The 18,915-nt window shown below is 66.6% G+C and carries 15 protein-coding genes; 8 read left to right on the forward strand and 7 right to left on the reverse strand.

Features of this window, described 5'->3' with window-relative positions; translation table 11 throughout:
- Positions 1–63: 63 nt before the first annotated feature.
- The 4 genes from AB0K17_RS09540 to AB0K17_RS09555 all read right to left on the reverse strand — a co-directional run bounded on the left by AB0K17_RS09540 (position 64) and on the right by AB0K17_RS09555 (position 2,517).
- Complete coding sequence (locus AB0K17_RS09540) at positions 64–489, reverse strand: hypothetical protein (protein WP_365982658.1); 426 nt, start codon at positions 487–489, stop codon at positions 64–66.
- 242 nt (positions 490–731) lie between these two features.
- Positions 732–1,280: a hypothetical protein gene (locus AB0K17_RS09545; RefSeq protein ID WP_365982659.1), complete on the reverse strand. Its 549-nt coding sequence runs from the start codon at positions 1,278–1,280 to the stop codon at positions 732–734.
- Between the two features lie 609 nt (positions 1,281–1,889).
- Positions 1,890–2,177 (reverse strand): hypothetical protein, encoded by a 288-nt coding sequence (locus tag AB0K17_RS09550; protein WP_365982660.1) that lies wholly within the window; start codon positions 2,175–2,177, stop codon positions 1,890–1,892.
- A complete protein-coding gene (locus AB0K17_RS09555) occupies positions 2,170–2,517 on the reverse strand; it encodes a hypothetical protein (protein WP_365982661.1) in 348 nt (115 codons plus the stop codon). Before AB0K17_RS09555 ends, AB0K17_RS09550 begins: the two co-directional genes overlap by 8 nt.
- Positions 2,518–2,749: 232 nt before the next feature.
- Between AB0K17_RS09555 and AB0K17_RS09560 the strand changes: the two genes are divergently transcribed.
- Positions 2,750–3,829, forward strand: a complete 1,080-nt coding sequence (locus AB0K17_RS09560; RefSeq protein ID WP_365982662.1) for a transcriptional regulator — start codon at positions 2,750–2,752, stop codon at positions 3,827–3,829.
- 494 nt (positions 3,830–4,323) lie between these two features.
- On the opposite strand, the gene AB0K17_RS09565 is transcribed toward AB0K17_RS09560, so the two are convergent.
- Positions 4,324–5,217, reverse strand: a complete 894-nt coding sequence (locus AB0K17_RS09565; protein ID WP_365982663.1) for a GntR family transcriptional regulator — start codon at positions 5,215–5,217, stop codon at positions 4,324–4,326.
- A gap of 165 nt (positions 5,218–5,382) precedes the next feature.
- Here AB0K17_RS09565 and AB0K17_RS09570 point away from each other — a divergent pair, with 165 nt between their 5' ends.
- The 7 genes from AB0K17_RS09570 to AB0K17_RS09600 all read left to right on the forward strand — a co-directional run bounded on the left by AB0K17_RS09570 (position 5,383) and on the right by AB0K17_RS09600 (position 11,191).
- Positions 5,383–5,736: a hypothetical protein gene (locus AB0K17_RS09570; protein ID WP_365982664.1), complete on the forward strand. Its 354-nt coding sequence runs from the start codon at positions 5,383–5,385 to the stop codon at positions 5,734–5,736.
- Complete coding sequence (locus tag AB0K17_RS09575) at positions 5,733–5,921, forward strand: hypothetical protein (RefSeq protein ID WP_365982665.1); 189 nt, start codon at positions 5,733–5,735, stop codon at positions 5,919–5,921. Before AB0K17_RS09570 ends, AB0K17_RS09575 begins: the two co-directional genes overlap by 4 nt.
- Before the next feature lies 1 nt (position 5,922).
- Entirely contained in the window at positions 5,923–7,314 is a 1,392-nt protein-coding gene (locus AB0K17_RS09580) for a cell division protein FtsK (RefSeq protein WP_365982666.1), read from the forward strand.
- A gap of 36 nt (positions 7,315–7,350) precedes the next feature.
- Positions 7,351–8,085: a DUF2637 domain-containing protein gene (locus tag AB0K17_RS09585; RefSeq protein WP_365982667.1), complete on the forward strand. Its 735-nt coding sequence runs from the start codon at positions 7,351–7,353 to the stop codon at positions 8,083–8,085.
- A gap of 150 nt (positions 8,086–8,235) precedes the next feature.
- Positions 8,236–9,669 carry a replication initiator gene (locus AB0K17_RS09590; protein ID WP_365982668.1) on the forward strand — a complete coding sequence of 478 codons (1,434 nt, stop codon included), beginning with the start codon at positions 8,236–8,238 and terminating at the stop codon, positions 9,667–9,669.
- The gene (locus AB0K17_RS09595; protein WP_051673780.1) at positions 9,666–9,893 is read left to right on the forward strand and encodes a helix-turn-helix domain-containing protein; all 228 of its coding nucleotides are present in this window, start codon (positions 9,666–9,668) and stop codon (positions 9,891–9,893) included. The genes AB0K17_RS09590 and AB0K17_RS09595 overlap by 4 nt, the downstream gene beginning before the upstream one ends.
- On the forward strand, positions 9,890–11,191 hold the full coding sequence (locus AB0K17_RS09600; protein ID WP_365982669.1) for a tyrosine-type recombinase/integrase: 1,302 nt from the start codon (positions 9,890–9,892) through the stop codon (positions 11,189–11,191). Before AB0K17_RS09595 ends, AB0K17_RS09600 begins: the two co-directional genes overlap by 4 nt.
- A 136-nt stretch (positions 11,192–11,327) precedes the next feature.
- Here the strand turns inward: AB0K17_RS09600 and AB0K17_RS09605 are convergent, their stop codons facing one another.
- Together AB0K17_RS09605 and AB0K17_RS09610 are read right to left on the reverse strand one after the other, a co-directional pair.
- The gene (locus tag AB0K17_RS09605) at positions 11,328–11,915 is read right to left on the reverse strand and encodes a DUF6000 family protein (protein ID WP_365982670.1); all 588 of its coding nucleotides are present in this window, start codon (positions 11,913–11,915) and stop codon (positions 11,328–11,330) included.
- Between the two features lie 38 nt (positions 11,916–11,953).
- Positions 11,954–18,748 (reverse strand): polymorphic toxin-type HINT domain-containing protein, encoded by a 6,795-nt coding sequence (locus tag AB0K17_RS09610; RefSeq protein ID WP_365982671.1) that lies wholly within the window; start codon positions 18,746–18,748, stop codon positions 11,954–11,956.
- Between the last annotated feature and the right edge of the window lie 167 nt (positions 18,749–18,915).

Here is an 18,915-nt window from a genome sequence, read left to right on the forward strand (position 1 = left end):
CCTGCAGTGAACGACAGGGGCGCCTCCGGAACAGTCCGGAGGCGCCCGACGCGTACGTGCGCGTCATCCCCCGGACGGCGACCCGCTCTCCACGGCTTTGCCACCCAGGCGCGGCACAAGGGGAACCGGCATGACGGCGAAGGCGAAGACGGCCTGGATCACAAGCTGGACCCACAGGACGACGGGTGTGCCTGCGAAGAAGAACCACCATGTCGGGAGCACGAGCAGGAGCAACAGCAGGAACCGGTGTTCCGTCCGGTCCGACCTGGTGTGGACGGACCCGAGCAGGAGAGCGATGAGGATCGAGGGCAGTCCCACGAGGATCAATGGGCCCACCGCGAGGCAGGACAGAACCAGGTCCCAGAACGGACGCCTCCATAAGGTCGGCTCACTCGACCACAGCGCTCCTCCAGCGAGCGCTTCGGCGGCCGTCCATCCGGTCGCGTTGGTGAGCACATAGCCGAACACACAACGTGCAAGGCGCTTCATCACAATCCGCACCGGGACTCGAGGCGGTCCACTCGTCTCTGACATCCCATGACACTACGTCGGCGCCACGGGTCACGCCCGAGGTGGCCAAGTCAGTGAACCTGACGACCGCCGCCTACCGCACCGGGCCGTCCACCGACGTTGCCATCAAAACGACAGAAGCCCCACCGGGAGAACATCCGGTGGAGCTTCTGCGCAACGACTCAAACTACCCGCTACCTCGGCAGCATGTCGGCCCCTGCTCAGCTAAGAAGCGAATCACGCAACCACTTCGGCTCGATCTCGGACAAGCGAAGACGAGCGCTCTCCGACATCGAATACTTCAACCGTCGGAGCGAGGAGACGAGGCACTCCACGGTTTGGGTGTCCGAGAGGTCACATTCGAGCAGGACATTCTCGATCGGCTTGGCCGCCTCAGATACCCCGGCAGCGGAAAGAGCGATTGCAGCCATGCACAAGTCCGGATTCCCATCCGCGATTGCTCCCATGAGCGATGGGACGCCGATATTGCTTCCCAGGTAAGTGAGCGCCGATGCCGACATGAGCTTCAAACTCTGGTCTTCCGCGTCCCGATATACGCGCTCCATAGGCTCAATCATCAGAGACCCGAACCGGCCAAGCCGCTCGAAGACCAGGAAGCGAGCCTCCTCGTCCGTTTCGAACACAGTAGCCACGCGAGCAGCGATGACGGACGAGCAAACCGCAAGCTCCTCGACCGCACCCACTCGGGATGCAAGGTCCTGTGAAGCGAGGCCGTTCAGCGCGCCCTCAAGCCTCTCTGGCAATTCCATTACCGAACCCTCGTGACCGTGTACGTATACTCGCCACCGAATTGCGTACCGCCCGGGAAAGTGAAAATTGAACCGTTCCCGGGATTCATCACGGGCCTCACCCCGTGATCGAAAGCGGCCTCCTGACTGAACTGGACCACATAGTTTTGCCTGTCCCCAAAGACGCCTATCCTACCAAGCTGCCCAGATGTGACGTCCCGCCCCAATGTCGTGGCAAACATGTCGCCGGAACCGGTGGCCATGACCCCATTCGCACCTTGCCCAAACTGCAGGCTATTCACCTTGACCGTCTGCCCAACAGACATTCCGCTAACGTCCACACCCGCAATTCCCTGCACGCCGTCAGCGTCAGTGAAGTGCGAGAAAATATCCCCTCCCCCGCTCGGGTCACAATTGTGAACCAGAACTGGGGTGGGCCCTGCCAGCACATAGTACGTGTGCTACGCGGTCCCTCTCTATTTGCGTATTCGCAGATCAGCGATGGTTTCGGGTTCCGCTGGTGTCCGTGGTTGTGCGGGGGAATCCGTGGGTGTTGCCGTCGCTACTGCCGTCAGCGACGCGGGCCGCACGGTCGCGCTACGGCTGATGCGGTGGCGGCGCAGAGGGACCCTACTGCCAGGCTCCGGGCTCGGCGCGGAGAATGGTGCGGGCGATCTGCTCGTACACCCCGTGGCCGGTGGTGGCGCAGTGTCCGGCGATCCAGCGGGTCAGCTCGTCCGGGGTGTGCAGGGTGCCGGAGGTGGCACCGCAGTTGTGTTCCTCGCCGGTGACGCAGACCGCTTCGAGGGTCGGCAGCGCCATGGGATCAGGGACGGTGGTGACGTGGTACTCGCGGACTCGGTAGCGTCCCCGTGCGGGGGTGCGGACCGTTGCGTCGGGGTTCGTGGAGTCAGGCATCGTCGTCCCTCTCGTCCTCTTCCGGGCCCGGGAGGCGCTGCCCACGCGAGTCAGCGACCCTGAGTGCGTCGGATAGGGCTTCGGTCAACCGGCGGGCCAGCCAGCGGTATTCGGTCGCCGACATGGCCTGCGCTCCGGGGGCCGTGGCGTCGCGGGCGTACTCCAGCAGCTCCGTGCCCATGCCGAGCTGGATCGTCTCGATGCTGTCGGCGAGAGTGGAGAGGTAGCCGTGACCGTCGGTGCTCAGGTAGCAGGGCTTCCCCTCGGCAGTGTTCCAGGGCAGCAGGCGTGGGCCCTCTGCCGCGGGACGCCCTGGCCACGGTGTCGCATGCTCGACCATCGTGTTGCCCTCTCCTCTGCTTGGCTCGGGGGTGTTGATCAGGGTCTCGCTGGTGTGGACCTTGCGGAGTAGCCAGCGTGTCTGCCTTTCTGTCTGCCAAGCTGGTGGAGTGCGGGAGACAGTCGGGGAACTGGTCAGGCGGCTGCGCGTGGCGCGTGGTTGGAGTCAGCGGCGGCTCGCCGAGGCGCTGGCCGAGGCTGCTCCTGGTCGCGTTCCTCCGACACGGAATGACGTGTCCCGCTGGGAGATCGGGACGCGGTCGCCGCGTGAGTGGCTGCCGTTCCTCGCGCGGGTTCTGGAGGTCCCGCGCGAGATGCTGGAAGCGGCGAAGGCCGTTCATCCTGTCGAGCTCACGCCGCCGGTGCGGTCGGTGGCCGACTTCCTACCCAAGGGCAACCCGCTCTCCCCGCTGCGTGCCCGTACGGGCCGGCAGATCGGGGCCAGGCAGGTGGCGGACCTGGCTCAGCGGGTGCACGGCCTGCGGCTGGCCGACGACGTGGTGTACGGCAAGGACCTGATCGGGCCCGCGCTGCGCGAGCTGCGGGCGGCGGTGAAGCTCTACCGCGAGGGCGTACACAGCGAAGCAGTAGGTCGCGAACTACTGCGATCCATTGGCGAGTTGGCGCAGATTGCCGGATGGGTGGCCTCTGATGCCGGGGAGCATGCCGAGGCGGAGCGGATCTACCGGCTCGGTATGAGCGCAGCGCAGGCCGCCGGGGACGGCGTGCTGTCCGGGAACGTGGCGGGTTCGCTGGCCTACCAATGGAGCAACACCGGGCGCACGACTGACGCGGTCGGCTTGGCCCACGCCGCACTGGAGGACGCCGGTCCGGATGCTCCCCCGAAGGCTCGCGCACTGTACCTGGACCGCGTGGCCTGGGCGCATACCCGTGCCGGGCAGGACCGCCCGGCGATGGCCGCACTGAGAGAAGCGGCCGAGGCTCTGGCCGAGGACTCCGCCGGCACTGAATCACCGACCTACCTGTACTGGATGGACGCCGGGGAGTTGCAGGTCATGGAGGCCCGCGTCTACACCGAGCTACGCCGTCCGCTGCGCGCCGTACCCCTGCTGGCGGACGTGCTCGGGCGCTACGACGCCAGCCACGCCCGGGAGTTGGCGCTGTACCTCTCATGGCTGGCTGTGGCCTACGCCGACGCCAACGAGCCCGAAGCCGCCGCCCAGACCGCGGGTCGCATGCTCGCCCTCGGGCAGAGCGGCAGCGAACGAACAGCAGAGCGGACACAGATCGTCCTGGACCGCCTGCGGGCCTTTCGCGACGTGCCCGAAGTCGCCGAACTGCTGGCGTCCTAAGCGCCCTCGGAGAAGACACTCACCGGCCAGGGCCAGCACCCGGCACGATCCGGGCCTGAGCGGGTGGGGGTCCCTCGTCGGTCGGGCAGCTTCGCCGTGCCAGGGTTCCCCGGGGGCCGCCAAGGCTCACACCGTGACGCATGCGCTCGGCCTTGGCGGCCCCCGGGGGTTCCTGGTACGCCTCCGGTGACCGGGCGGCGAGGGACCCCCACCCGCGGCCCCGAACCTCGCACCACGACGAAGCCGCTCCCAACACGTGGCCCCCTGCCCCTCGGAGGGAGGGCCGGGGTCTGGGGCGGAGCCCCGGAAAAGGTTGGCTGTGCTGGCTGTTGCGCGCCCGGACCGGCGGGGCCGTCGGCAAGCGGGGCGGAGACAGGAGCGGCAGGCGGGCCGGGCGCGCGCGGGCCGCGCCAGCGGGCCGCCTTGATCAAGTAAAGAAACTCTGAACAGCTCACTCAGCTGCGCGCCCGGGCGGTCCACCGGGTGCAGGTGGTTCAGCGTCGGCGTCTGCCTTCGTTCAGTCGGTCGCGTAGGCGCTGAGCACTGGCGGCGGTCTCCTCGGGCGTGTGGTTGCCACTGAGGCGCTTGCGTTGCTCCATGACAGCCCGCATGGCGTCACGGTGGGCGGTGGCGGCTTCGAACTCGGTGCTGGCCTTGATGAACCGTTCCTCGGCGGCAGCGAGTTCGGCGGCTACCTCGTCATCGGTCTTGCCGCTGAGTCGTACCGCTTCCTCGTCCGCCCGGCGCTGGACCACCATCTCCTCCAGCCCTTCGTTGTAGCGCTTGAGGAACTGATCGCGCGGGCTGAGCTGGCGGACGAAGACGCCCCGGCCCTGCACGGAGTAGACCAGCCCTTCCTCCTTGAGGACCCGCAGAGCGTTCTGCGCCGTGGAGTTGGCGATGCCGTACTGGGCTTGCAGATCCCGGGCGGACGGGAGCTTGGCACCCGGTGCGAGCCGGCCGTCCTTGATCTGCTTGCGGAGTTCGTCCGCGGTCCGCACGTACGGGGGGCGGGGATCGTCAAGGGGACTGTCGGCAGTCTGCCAACCACGCCGGAGGGTAGCGAGACCGGTGTACTCAGGATCGGACTCGCCGGGATCAACCTCGTCTTCCCCTGCCGCGTCCGCCTCCGTTTCGGTGGCCACAATCGGCTTTGGCGCGCGTACATAGCTACCCCGACCCAAGACGGAGTAGATCAGCCCCTCCTCCTTGAGGAGCCGCAGGGCGTTTTGGACCGTGGAGCTGGCGATGCCGAAGCGTCGTTGCAGCTCGCGCGCGGCGGGAAGCCGCTCGCCTGGGCGCAGCTCGCCGTCGTGGATGGCGGCACGCAGGACGTCGGCGGCCTGGACGTACGGCGGCCGGGGGTCCTCTCCCAGGGGCAGCTTCATGGCACGAGGGTAGCGGCGTCGGCACTCGCGGCACACCCGGGCGTCCTCGGCGTTCCAGCCGTATCGCTGTAGCGATACGAATCGAGTGTTGTGGGTGTAGCGAGTGTGCCGCTATGGTCATGACGAGTCGATCAAGCGACTCCATCGATCAAGGGATGTGATGGCATGGCCATGTCTCGAATCCGTGTTGCTCTGCTGCCGTCGGCGGTGTGCATCGCGGGCACCGAGCCGGTGCTGAAGATCAAGGACCAGCAGACCGGGGAGGTCGCCACCGACCGGGAGACCGGCGCGTCGCTGTACACCGTGACCGTGATGCTCATGGAGGAGGGTCGCGCCGAGGTCCTGAAGATCACGGTCCCGGAGACCGGCCTGGCGGCCGGGCTCAAGCCGGGGGCGATGGTGCGGCCGGTCGAATTGTTCGCGACCCCGTGGGCGCGGATCTTCAACGGTCAGCTCTCCGACGGCGTCGCCTACCGCGCCGCCCGCCTGGAGCTGGTGACGGTGGAGGCGAACCAGTGATCCGCTTCGAAGACCCCGCACGGGAGCGGGAGTTGCACCCACTCCAGCCCCTGCCGGGTACGGAGGGCAAGGCTACCTTCGCCGTCTCGGCCGCCGTGCTCGATCTGCTCGGCCTGAACCGGGAACCAGCGGCCCGCCTCGACCTGGACGACGTGTTCCGCCTGATACACGAAAGGGGGGCCTGACATGGACGCTGTCACGGGATACGCGTCGTACGCGCTGCCGATCGCTACGGTGCTGATCGGTGTGTGGCTGCTGGTGACGGTGGTGCGCTACGTCCGGGCGGACAAGGGCACGCGGGTCAGCATGCGGCAGGCCGCGCGGGTCCGCTGGGGCTGGGTACGGCTCGCGCGGATGGCCGGACTGACGGTCACCGATAAGACCCCGACCCTGCTCGCACAGATCACCTCACAGAAGGACGGCGCCACCCCCGCGCCCCGGGTCCTGACGCCGAAGATCAAGGTCAAGCCCGACCAGTTCGGAGTGATCGTCCGGGCGCACACTCTGCCGCAGGTCGGGTTGGAGGAGTACCAGAAGTCGGCCCGGTTCCTGGCGGACGCCTGGCGGTGCACGCGCGTGTCCGTGCTGCCGGATGGCCCCGGCAAGGTGGTGATCCGGGGCGTGCGCTCCGATCCGCTGACCACGCCGACCACCCACCGGCCCACCGGCCGACCACTCACGGACCTGACACGCTGGGAGCTGGGCGTGGACGAGTACGCCTCCCGGGTGTGCGTGTCCCTGGCCAACGTGCCCGGGGTGACGGTGGCCGGCGTCCCGGGCGCGGGCAAGACCTCGGGGGTCAACAAGTTCGTCTGCGACTTCGCGCCGTCGGCCGCCGTGCAGATCGCGACTGCGGACGGCAAGGTGTCACGGGCCTCGGAGGGCGACTACGCCGACCTGGTCAAGCGGATGTTCGCATTCTGCGGTGACGACCTCGATGAGGCGAACGCGCTGTTCAAGCGTCTGGTGGAGCTACGCAAGCGGCGCTCCGCGACCATCCGTGACGTACTGGGCGTGAAGAACATGTGGCACGTCGGCCCCTCTCCTGAATGGCCGCTCACGGTCCTGATCATCGACGCGGCGCACACGTACTTCCGCGAGTACAAGGGCAACGACGCCGAGACGAAACGTTTGGCCACGTTGACGGCGGAGAACGCCCGGCTGGTGGAGGACCTGGTCAAGAAGGGCCGCAGCGTCGGCATCCTGGTGATCCTGATCAGCCAGAAGACCACCGGCGACGCCATCCCCACCTCCATCCGCGACGTGTGCCCCATTGGGCTGTCCTTCGCGCAGAAGACGGTGGAGGCAGCGGTGGCCGCGCTGGGTGAGGACATCCGCAACTGGCCCGATGCCAGCCCGGTGACCTTGCAGGACCCCGCCTACGTCGGCGTTGCGGTGATGGCGATGCAGGGCCGCCCCGGCTACACCCGCATCCGCACCCCCTACGTCTCGGATGCCGACGCCACCCGCGTCGCGGACGCCACTTCGCACCTGACCGCTGACCCGGACCTGTGCCTGGACGCCCTCCTGCGCTCGACCGGCCGGACGGCACCGCCCGCGCCCTCACTCACCAAGTGATCCCGAAAAACCCACACCAGAAGGAAGGTTGAGATCATGGCGGAGGAACGGTTCACCCGGCGCACCGTGACCGTGGTCATGGCGGTCATCGCGACCCTGGCCTTCGTCTTCTCCTTCGGCAACGTCTGGGCGCTCGCCCTGCGGCTCGGTGTTCCCCGTCCGATCGCGCCGCTGATCGCCCCCGTGGTGGACCTGTCGGTCGTCGGGCTCCTGGTCGCGCTGCGGTTCCTGGCTCTGCGCGGGGTGTCCAAGGCGGAGTTGCGGGCCGGTACCAGGCTGCTGCACCTGTGCGGGCTGCTCACCCTCGCGCTGAACACCGCCGAACCGCTGCTGACCGGACGCTACGGACGGGCCTGCCTGGACACCGTCGCCCCGCTCCTGCTCCTCGGCTGGGGCCACGTCGGCCCCGCCCTCCTCGCCCAGTTCCACACCCCCACCGCCCCCACCCCGCATCTGGAGGACGCCACCACTCCCATCTCCGCTCCGGTGCCAGACGAAGCACCCGCACCCGAACCAGCACCCCCGGCCCCCGTCCCGGTCACTGTCGCCTCGCCGACCGAGGAACCGCCGACCGCCCCGGCTCCCGCCGCCGTCACCCAGACGGCCCGACCCGCCTCCGGGCCGGCCCTGCCTGCCGCCCTGCTGGACGCGGCCCGGCGCATCGCGGACACCCACCGTGCCGAGCACGGGACCCCGATCACCGCCGCCCACCTGGGCGCGCGCATGGGCATCGCCCTCCCGGTGGCCACCGCCGCACTCGCTCAGATCTGAGCCCCGGCCCTCACCGGCCGCATCCCCTCGCTCCACCCCACGCCCACCCGATGGGCCTGGTTCGTCATGCCCCGAGCAGCACCAACACGCCTTCCTGCCTGGCTGGGTGCTGCTCGGGGCCACCCACCCGACAGAAGGGACACGCCCCGAATGGTCACCCTGGACCTGCGCCACGTGGCAAGCCCCGCCGTGCGGGACCTGCTTCACCTGGTCAACCACCCCGACTTCGACCGCGCACAGCAGCAGATCGAACGCCTCGGCGGCTGCATCGAACCCGTCCGCCTGACCGGTCACACCACCACTGTCGATGCTACGACCGGTGAGGTGCTGCGCTCCTACACCGCCTCCGACGAGCCCACCGGCAGCCTGCTGACCACGTGCGGCAACCGCCGTGCCTCACGCTGCCCGGCCTGCTCCCGCCTCTACGCCGCCGACACCTACCACCTCATCCGCGCCGGCCTCTCCGGCGGCAAGACCGTCCCCGACACCGTCCGCACCCACCCCCGCGTCTTCGCCACCCTCACCGCGCCGTCATTCGGCCCCGTCCACAACCGTCCCGACGCCCGGCCCTGCCGCTGCGGCACCCGCCACGAACCCACAGACCCGCTGCTTGGTACGCCGCTCAACCCGGCGACGTACGACTACGCGGGCGCGGTCCTGTTCAACGCCCACGCCGGAGCCCTGTGGGCCCGCTTCACCACCTACCTGCGCCGGGAGATCGCCACCCGGCTCGGTATAACGCAGAAGGCCGCCCGCGCCGTACTGCGGGTGTCGTTCGCGAAGGTCGCCGAGTACCAGAAGCGTGGCCTGGTCCACTTCCACGCCGTGATCCGCCTCGACGGACCCGACGGCAGCACCCAACCCCCGCCCCCGTACGCCACCGTCGACGTGCTCACCGATGCCATCCGGGCCGCCGCACCTCGCGCCCGCATCTCCGTTACCTCGGACGCGGTCGGGGAGCGCGAACTCGGCTGGGGCCAGGAGTTCGACGTACGCGAGATCGCTGCCTTCGGCACCGACGCCGAATTCAGCGATCAGGCCGTGGCCGCCTACGTGGCGAAGTACCCCACCAAGTCCGCCGACGCCTCCGGCACCCTCGACCGCTCCCTGTTCTGCCGCCCCTGCCAGGGCCGCGGCGCCACCCTGCTGCCCCACGGAACCCCGCTGCCGTGCACCGCCTGCGATGGGACCGGACAGGCCCGGCCCCTGCCCCGCCTCGGCGTAGCCCGGCACGTGCGGCAGATGATCCGCACCTGCTGGGAGCTGGGCAGGCTGCCCGAGTTCGCCGACCTGAAGCTCTGGAAGTGGGCCCACATGCTCGGCTTCCGGGGCCACTTCTCCACCAAGTCCCGCAGCTACTCGACCACCCTCGGCGCGCTGCGCGCCGCCCGCCGCGCCTGGCACACCGAACAGGCGCACGCCCACGCCGGCCTGCCCCAGCCCGACCTGGACACCACGCTCGTCCTCGGCCACTGGACCTACCTCGGCACCGGCTACAGCCCCGGCGCCGCACTCCTCGCCGCCAACGTCTGGAGCCGCAGAGAACTCGAACGCCAGTTCGCGGCCGAGGAGGGCTGCGGATGATCACGCATGCGCCCGTCGCGCCCCGCCAGGGGCCGAGTACGCCGGAGGAGCTGCTGACGGTTCCGCAGGTCATGGCCCGCCTCCAGCTCGGCCGCTCCGCCGTCTACGACCTGCTCCGCACCCGCCAGCTCGCCTCGATCACCCTCGGCCGCGCCCGACGCATCCCCGCCGACGCCCTGACCGACTTCATCCGCACCCGCCTCGAACAGGAAGCCGCCCAATGACCACTCCCCGCGACAACTCCGCCTCCCGCCGCGTGCGCGCCAACGGCGACGGAACCGTCTACCAGCGCAAGGACGGCCGCTGGGAAGCCGCCGGATACGTCCTCGCCCCCGGCAACACCCGCCGCCGCGTCCGCGTCTACGGCACCACCCGCAAAGACGCCCTTGCCAAGCTCACCGAGAAGATCGCCGCCAGCAACCGCGGCCTCCGCGTTCCCACCGCACAGGGCAGCGTGACCGCATACCTGACGTACTGGCTGGAGAACGTCGCCGTACACCACCTCCGCGACAACACCCACACCCGCTACACCACCTGCGTCCACCGCTACCTCATCCCCGGACTCGGCAAGAAGAAGCTGACCAGGCTGACCGCCAAGGACATCCGCACCTGGCTCAACCAGCTCCGCACCACCTGCCAGTGCTGCACGCGCGGCATCGACGCCCGGCGCGACCAGCCCCGCTGCTGCGCCGCCGGCCAGTGCTGCCACAAGCTGCTCTCCCCGCTGACGCTCACCTACATCCACTCCGTGCTCAAGTCCGCCCTGGAGCACGCCGTCCGCGAGGAAGAGATCCCGCGCAACGTCGCCCGCAACGTCCGAACCGGCACACCCCGGCCCCGACGGTTCGAACCCCTCACCGCCGACGAAGCCCACCAGGTCCTCACAGCCGCAGGAGGTCACCGGCTGCACGCGCTGTTCGAACTCGCCCTCCACACCGGACTGCGCAAGGGCGAACTCCTCGGCCTACGCTGGGAAGATCTCGACCTCGACCGGGGCACCGCCGCCATCCGCCGCACCCTTCAGCGGACCGCCGCAGGCGGGCTCACCACGCTGCCCACCAAGACCCGGGCCTCCGAACGCCGTATCGCCCTCCCCACGCGGTGTCTCCAGTCTCTGAAGCTCCACCGCGAGCAGCAGCAGCGCGAGCGTGAGACTGCAGGCACGGCGTGGCAGCACAGCGGGCACGTGTTCACCACTGCGCAGGGCGGAGCGATCGACCCGACCAACCTCACTCGCGCCTTCACCACGCTCCTCCGCAAGGCCGGCGTCCGCCGAATCCGCTTCCACGACCTCAGGCACTCCACCGCCACCCTGCTTCTGGAACAGGGAGTCGAACTTGTCGTGATCAAGGAACTCCTCGGACACGCCCACATCGGCGTCACCGCCAGCGTCTACGCCCACGTAAGGCTCCGCCTTCAACGCGACGCCATCGACACCCCCAGTACCGCGCTCGGCAGCCAGGCGATCACCACGGGCAACGGTGACAACGACGAACCGCCGGCCTGCGCCATCGTCCGCTGACGTTGCCGTCATTTACTGCCGTCACCCCACACAGAAGCCCCGCCAGGACGCACCCGGCGGGGCTTCGTTTCGCTATCACGAACGGCTTCAGCAAAGGAAGCCTTCAGGAGTGAGTGGAGGTATAGCCTGCCAGTGATCAGTCCAGGCTCTCGGCAAGCTCAATCCAGCCTGCCACTTCCCTCTCCCAATGAGAAGGATCAGCAGCCTCAAGGAAGCCTGCCGCCGACCATCGATCCCACAACCCTTCGGAGGCAAGTAGATCTTGCGAAAGCCGTACGCCCAAACGCCTCTCAATATGCAGCAGCGCACCAAGGCACCACGGCTGGTTTCCTCGATTTTGCAGCTCGCTCAGACTGTGCTCCAGATAACGCTTCAACGCATACGCATCAGAGGGTTGACAGAACCGAGCCAGCGTGAAGGCAACGCCCTTTTCCGTGTGCCTGGCGCCCCCCTCCCCGATAAGCCTGTGCAGCTCGTCTCGAAATTCAGATCTCTGCGCAAATCCGATGAGCCAACACGCCGTAAGAGCCTCCCGCCAGTCGCCGCCCAGGAGCTGCTCCAGCTCGCTCGCCGACGCCTGCCGACCGTCATCCATCAAGGCCGCACCAAACTCAAGGGCCTGCTCACGGCCAGCCCTCATGAAGCTCCCGGAGAGGAGTTTCTTATACCTGTTCCCAGGCAAGCAATAGCGCGCAAACAGAGCACCCGCACTGGTTCCAGACACTCAAAACCCCTCTCCCGGACAGGACTACTTCGATTCCGTCACCTAAATGGCCCCCATTCACAGCTCACCTGGCAGCCTGTGACGCGACCCTCAATGAGGACTTCCAGCTCTTCGAGTCCTCGCTGGCCGGCAACTCTCATACGGCTTGGATCGATTGCACTGCGCGGAATCCTGAGAACCAGAGCCCCCGAACTACCGAACTCCTCTGAAAATTCTCGCGCTGTCTCAAGGTCAGGTGACCACGATGTGAAAACACTCTCCGTGTTGTCACCCGAGTGCGCCACAGGGTCGCTGTGGCCGCCGCGAGGTTCCGCAATGCCTGCCCTCGCTTCCGCGAGCTTGTAGTGATTGTTGGTAACTCCTCGATAGAGGTATTCACCACTGGAGTCGCCGAGTTCAGCGGCCCGCGCAAACACATCGTCGACCGACGGGTTGCAGTTGTGAACCAGGACCGGTGTGGCCCCCGCCAGCACATAGTACGTGTGCAGGTCGGCTACCGTCAGGTTGTTGACCGCTGCATTCTGAGTCCATCGCTTAACAGCAGAAACTTGAACCCAGGATCCGGAGCTGGTCTGGATCCAGTCGTGAGGCAGGAGTGCCTTGGCCTCTACCCACTGCCTTCGTTCCGGAAGCCAGAAGGGGTGGCCTTCTGTAGCAGTGACGGATTTTCCGCCCCCGAACAGATCCCCGGCACCGCTCAAGGAGATCTCGACGAGGTTCTTCCTGCCATTTCCCAGGATTTCCTTGGTGACCGGCTTCGAGGCGTTCCCGCCCGAGGCCGGGTCGGCGGCCAGCACTTTGTCTCCGACTTTTACGTCTTTGATCTTCTTGCGCTTGCCGTCCGCCATGAGGACTTCGGTGTCGGGCAGGAAACTGTTGCACTGTCTGGCTCGTGCCGCAGCCTTGATGCCTCTGGCGGCCTGCGCCCCCTTGACGTAAGGGTTGAGCCCCAGGACGACGTCGAAGCAGCGCATCTTGCTGCCGTTGGCGCAATCGGCAAGGGGCGCCACAAAGGTGATTTCCCCCAGGAAAGCGCCGACCACCCTCTGCTTCTTCGACGGCACGTCACGCCAGGACACGATGGAACTGTGCGACTTCGCGGTCATGCCATGGGATCTGGCAGCCCGTCCCCAGCTGTAGCTCACCGTCCTGGCGTTGGTGTCCGACCCGGTGGGGCTCGGGTACAACTGCTCGTGGCGGTAGCTCCAGCCTCCGTAGTCGTCGAGAAACCAGCCGCTGCCCGTCTGGCCGTGCTGTCGGTAGTACTCCTCGTCGTTGGAAGGCTTGCCCCCAGCCGGCCCCTCGGGACGCAGACCTGAGGCGTCGGAGAAAGTGGCCGGGTTGTTGTTCGCGTAGGTGTAGCCGTGCGTCTGCTGCGGATCGCTCAGATCCATTACCGGGTCGACGCTGACGAACCGGCCGATCGCCGGGTCGTACTCTCGGGCCCCGAGGTGCGTCAGACCTGTGTCGTGATCCTCCGTTCCGCCGACGAAACGCTTGTCTCCGGCCCAGCTGCCCGGCTGCGGGCCGCGGGGGGCACCGAAGATCGTGGTCTTTCTGCGGGTGATGGCCTGAGTCGCCGTGTCGATCTGTGCAGAGGTCGTGTTGTGCTCGTCCGAAACGAGGAAGGTCAGCCGGCCGCCGGTCCGCACGGCGATGGTCTTGGCACCGTTGGTGTAGTACCGGGTGCCGGAGACGGCCCCATCCTTCATGCGGAGTTCGGTCCCGCCGGGAAGGTAAAGAGTGGTGCCACTCGAGTCCTTGCGAAGGAGGCGCTGACCTTCGGCGTCGTAGATGTAGCTGTCCACCGTGTCGCCCTGCGTGACCTTCGAGAGGTGCCCTTCGGGGTCCCAATCGAGCGTCTGCGGGGCCGCTCCACCAATCTTGCGTACACGGGTGTTGCCCGCTTCGTCGTACGCGTACGTCTCCGCGCTCGCGCCGGCCGGAGCGGCTTCCGTGACCTGGGTCAGCAGGTGCTTTCCTGCTCCGGGAGCCTGGTACGTCCGTGTGATGTCGGCCGGCGGCCCGGAGGCCGTCTTGTGCTGAACTTCCGACTTGCGGTTCCCTACGGCGTCGTACGTGTACGTCGCCCAGTAAGCGTCAGGGCCACCTACCGTTGCGGGCGAGGGACCGGCCCCGCACTTGTCCGGTGTCGTCCAGGCTTCCGTGATGCGGCGCAGTGCGTCGGTGGTGAAGCACTGGGTGTCTGCCGTTCTCTGCTCGTCCTGCCCATAGGCAGTGGCGATAGAGGTGACATTCCCCGCCGGGTCGTAGGTGTACCGGGTGTCCTCGACGCGCCCTGGCGTGGCGTCCCGGTCGCTCGATGCCTTCGTCAGGGCGTTGGTGTGCTCGTCGTACTCGTAGGTGCCGTACAGGTGCTTGCCGAATTCACCGAACTCCTCCCTGACAACGCGGCCGTAGTGGTCGTACGACGTGGCGGAGACCAGCGGGTCGGTTCCCGCGGACAGTGACACCTGCTTGCCCGAGTTGTAGGTGTACCCAGGCGTCAGATCTTCCTGGAGGAGATCTCCGACAGCCGGCTGACGAGCCCACTTGACTTGGCCGGTGTGGTAGTAAGCGGTGGTCCATGTATAGGTGCCCGCTAGAGCACCCTCCTTGCCCGGGACCGTGACCTCGACCGTGGCAGGCTTGTACAGGCTGCTGTAGGCGGTGATCCTGCTGGTGTAAGCGGCGCCATCCGCATACCGCGTTGCGCTGGCGAGCTGTCCCTTGCCTCCCGCTGCAGAGTCGTAGGACCACTCGGCCAACTTGGTGCCGCCCTGCGTCAGGGCTGTCCGACGCCCGAGCATGTCGTACTCCGTGTGCAAGGCAACGCCCCGGGCGTCCTTCACATCGGTGACTCGATCACCCGAGTCGTACGTGGTGTCCGAGGCTCCCTTGTCCGGATCCTCGGCGTGAATCTTCCGGCCGCGCACGTCGTAGGTGTATTTCCATTGGGCACCTGACGGATCAGCGACTTTGGCCAGCCGCCCGTTCTTGTCGTAGTCGTACGTAGTGGACTGTGAAGCCTGGCGGTCCGCGTCGGTGTACTGCTTGAGTTCGACGGTCCGACCCCGAGCATCCGTCACCGTTGTCGTCGCCACACCGCCCCGCGGAGGCACCACGGTTGTGGTATCGCCTGTGTAGCTCGTGGTGCTCCGCTTGGTCTCGTCACCGAACTTCCGGGCGATGACGGCTGTGGGGCGCCCTGCTCCATCGAATTCGGTGTCGACGGAAGAGGGATACTTCGTTTCTTCCCCGGTCACCAGGACCGGTTCGGCCTTGCCGTCCGCGTAGTACGTTCCGGAGCTCCGCCATGCCTGTCCCCGGCTGTTGTAGAAAGTCTCCGTGACCAGCCGGCCGGCATCATCGGGCGACGGGACCTGCGTCTGCCGGGCGCGCAGCAATCCATCGTAGAAGGCGTATGACGTCTGGTAGACGTTGTTGAGGTTGAGCGACCTGGTCGTGACGATGTTCGGCGCATCGTTGCGAATGAGGTAGTCGAAAGCATGGCTCGGTGTATCGGCATTGGCTGTCGCCGGGCGGGCCGGGGTCCAGACCTTGGATACGCGCCCCAGTGGATCGTAGGCTGTAGTCGTCACCCGTGCATTGGCATCAGTAACCTGGATGGGCTGGTCCCTGAGAGGATCCAGCACTGTGGTGGCCTGATGACCGAGCGGGTTGGTGACCGTCGTCTTTGCGGCTGCCTCACCTGTAGCAGGGCTGTACTCGGTAACTGTGGTCTTGCCATAGGCATCACTGGCGGCAAGCTGCCGTCCGTAGATGTCATAGCAAAGTTTGTCCTTGGACGCTCCGCAGGTGCTGGGCGTGCTCACCAAGGTGTCGTAGCCGTTGCCTTGGCCGTTGATCTGCTCGGTCCTGCTGACGTCACCTCGTACCGGAGCGGCCGTAAGGTCGCCGGCCCCGTCGTAATAAGTTCGGGTATCGCTGGTGACGTCACCAGGCCTGGTGACGGCAGCGCCACAGGGCACAGCGACAGTCTCTGTCCGCGCAACTTTACTCAACAGCCACGAAGACATGCTGCGCACGTACGTGGTCGTGGTGCATTGCTCATCGCCACTCTTTGAGAGATCTCCCAGGTCGGAGACTTCTGTGACCATGCCGTAGCCGTCGAAGGATCGCGATACCGCTGTCCTGCGTTCTCCCCTCGAGGTAGTGGTACGGGTTTGCTCCTCCTTCGTACCGGTCAAATACGCCTGAAGGTCCGGTAGACCGGAGCGTGTGCGGGAGGCGGTGGCTGTTGAACGCCATGGTGTGTACGAGGTCGCAGAGACAAGAGGGCCACCGTCACCGATATAGGTTGCCCGCTCCCGGACCACGCCCGCGAACTGCTCGTGATCCGCGACAGCCACGCCGGCGGAGTCCTTGACCTCCTTGCCTTCGATACCGCGGAAGTATCTCGTCTCCGCCAACGTCTTGCCGTCCTGCGTCGTCCCCGTTCGGGTCTGCACCCGTCCATAGCCACGAGGGACTGAGTAGGTGCGATCCTGGGCATCGGTGAACTCGTCAGTGCTCTTCGTCCACGCCGCACCGTCGAGGTACGCGTATTCAGTGACCGTATCGGGGGTCTCGGCAAGGTTGTCGCCTTCCAGCACCCGGGTCACGACGTAGGAGTTGAACCAGTCCTGCTTTGCGGATTCGCCTTCGTAGGCCCATCTGACGGGGTAACAACGAGTGGAGTTGGTACCGTCCGCGGGCGGGAGGCCGGTCGCAGTGCAGTCCGGTTCCGAATAGTCGACTGCAACAGTTCCGCCTGCCTCTGTGGTGATCTGGTAGAGCCGTAGACGCACGAAGGGAGCCAGGCCGTCGCCCAGCTTGTCGACCCGGTTGGCTCTCTGCACGCCGGCAAACCTGACCGGCGGCAGGCTCTGGGAGCCGCCTGCCTTGCCTGTACGGGTGACGGACTTGAGCCACATGGGCGTCGAGACGCCGTCACCGGACGCAGGGAAGTCCTGCTCCAAGGCCCATGAATCGACGTCCTTGTACGAACCGCCGGTCAACACCCGGGTGCTGATGTTCGTGAGACGCTTCCGGCTCCAGAAGGTGGGCGAGTACTTGTCCTTACACTCGACACCATCCTTGCAGTACTGGTCGAACGGCGCGTCAGGCCAGTACTTGGCATGGTCTTCATCGAACGCACCGCAGTTCTGCAGGCAACGTTCGTCCACGCCGAACTGGACCTGCGCCATCGCCTTGGCCGCGTAAACCGAATCCGAACGCAGGCCGTAGTCGATGTGATCGAGCCATCCGCCTCTGATGTACGGCGTCGACGTCGCCTTGCCGGTCATCACATCGACATTGCGCCCGTAGTTGTTGGACTCGGTCTTCCAGAAGTACGCCATAGCGTTGCCGTGCGGATCCACGACGTAGTCGAGCTGCCAACGCCACGCCTGCTGGCACCATGAACCGGCGAAGGAGGAGCCGTAACAGGGTTCGCCGACGTGGTTACCGAACACAGGCACTGTCCACGCGGAGTGGGTTTCCGGCGTCGATGCATCCTTCCAACCAGGAAGGCGGTTCAAGCCGAAGAAGTACTGGACGCCGTCTGTCGTGGTGATCTTCCAGTGCTCGCCGTTGTTGTCACCGTTGTTGGCTCCAGTGAGCTTCTCGACCTTCTCACCGGCGTCGGACGCCGGGTGCCAGCCCTTGTCTTTGTCCTGCACAAGCTCGGTGGTCTTGCCGCCGAGCGACAAGATCGCATTGTCGTTGTACCAGCACAGGTCGCCGGTCTTGGACTTGTTCGTGCCGTCCTTGTCCTTGTTGCATGCCTTGAAACGACGCTCGATGAACCCCGGCTCCCAGGACCACCCGTCCCCTATCCAGCCGGGCTGGTTGTTCGACGCAGCGGTGCGCCCGTCAACAGTTTGCGAGGAGTAGTTCAGTGCAACCGACGGTTGCAAGCCGCCAGGAACAGCTGGGACATGGATGGGGTAGGACCAGTTGAAGGCTCCGGTCGAGCCACCGGCACTCCAGGAACCCGACGCCTCGAGCGGCGATGCCTTGTAGTCTCCCGTGGACCCCTGGGCATCCGCGGTCGCTGCCAGGACAGCGGGTCCGGAGGAAGTGCCGTTGCGTAGTCCGCGACCAGCTTGCAGGGCGGGGAGCTCCACCTCCGCTGAGAGATTGCCGAGTGTGGTGTCGTTGGCCGTGGGCAACGGATTCTTCAGCCGGCACTCGGTCTTCTCGGGAGTGGTCACCGCACAAGCCGGCAGCTGCACGAGCCGCAGCCGAGACGCCCAGTCACCGCCGTAAGCGGCCCGGAAGGAGGAGTAGTCCACCCGGACTTTCGCCCGTTTCGCACCAACGCCATCATCGGTGCGGCCCACCGACAGGAGCATGCCCTCGACCCCGGCGCGCCGGGCAGCCTCTCGATCGGCGACTGTCACCTGAACCTTGGTGGGTCCCGAGGCGGCACCGCTTGGTGTGGTACCTGCCGGAGCAACGGCGACCGGCAGGGTCCCAGCCTGCTTCATCGTCCCCTGCTGGGGCCAGCTCCTGGGAGCGCCACGCAGCCCGGTCAGTGAATCCAGCTCACCGGAATTTACGATTCCGGAATTCAGTGCGACCTCGGCTTTTCCTGCTGCAGGCCACTTCACGCCGGGAGGTTTCCACGAATTCTCACCGGCCGCATCAGGACGCCGACTGCCACCCGAAGCCGCGCGCTTCACCGGCACAGGCTTCGGCTGCTGCAGGGAAGGCAGACCCCTTCCGGAGCCACTGGACGACAGCGGCAGCGCTTGTGCCGGCAAGGTCGCTGTCAGTGCAGCTAACGCGACAGCGACAGCCAGCGAAGGTCTGAGTAACCGCCGCATGCCTCACCTCCTTGTTCGTTCCGAAATGACCGGCGAACAGTAACAGCGGGCCCACAGGCGACGTCAGCCTTCCGCAAAGGCCGGAAAAAACTTGGCCGAAAAATAATGCACGATGCTTATTTGGCTCGCGTATACAGTCGCGTTGGCTTTTCTCGATGAAGGGATCC

It is taken from the genome of Streptomyces sp. NPDC049585, assembly GCF_040675615.1.
Lineage (GTDB): Bacteria > Actinomycetota > Actinomycetes > Streptomycetales > Streptomycetaceae > Streptomyces > Streptomyces luteosporeus.

Coding starts and splice junctions, on each gene's coding strand:
- AB0K17_RS09570 (WP_365982664.1), top strand. CDS start 5,383: ATGGCCATGTCTCGAATCCGTGTTGCTCTGCTGCCGTCGGCGGTGTGC.
- AB0K17_RS09555 (WP_365982661.1), bottom strand. CDS start 2,517: ATGGTCGAGCATGCGACACCGTGGCCAGGGCGTCCCGCGGCAGAGGGC.
- AB0K17_RS09550 (WP_365982660.1), bottom strand. CDS start 2,177: ATGCCTGACTCCACGAACCCCGACGCAACGGTCCGCACCCCCGCACGG.
- AB0K17_RS09545 (WP_365982659.1), bottom strand. CDS start 1,280: ATGGAATTGCCAGAGAGGCTTGAGGGCGCGCTGAACGGCCTCGCTTCA.
- AB0K17_RS09585 (WP_365982667.1), top strand. CDS start 7,351: ATGGCGGAGGAACGGTTCACCCGGCGCACCGTGACCGTGGTCATGGCG.
- AB0K17_RS09580 (WP_365982666.1), top strand. CDS start 5,923: ATGGACGCTGTCACGGGATACGCGTCGTACGCGCTGCCGATCGCTACG.
- AB0K17_RS09595 (WP_051673780.1), top strand. CDS start 9,666: ATGATCACGCATGCGCCCGTCGCGCCCCGCCAGGGGCCGAGTACGCCG.
- AB0K17_RS09610 (WP_365982671.1), bottom strand. CDS start 18,748: ATGCGGCGGTTACTCAGACCTTCGCTGGCTGTCGCTGTCGCGTTAGCT.
- AB0K17_RS09565 (WP_365982663.1), bottom strand. CDS start 5,217: ATGAAGCTGCCCCTGGGAGAGGACCCCCGGCCGCCGTACGTCCAGGCC.
- AB0K17_RS09540 (WP_365982658.1), bottom strand. CDS start 489: ATGAAGCGCCTTGCACGTTGTGTGTTCGGCTATGTGCTCACCAACGCG.
- AB0K17_RS09590 (WP_365982668.1), top strand. CDS start 8,236: ATGGTCACCCTGGACCTGCGCCACGTGGCAAGCCCCGCCGTGCGGGAC.
- AB0K17_RS09600 (WP_365982669.1), top strand. CDS start 9,890: ATGACCACTCCCCGCGACAACTCCGCCTCCCGCCGCGTGCGCGCCAAC.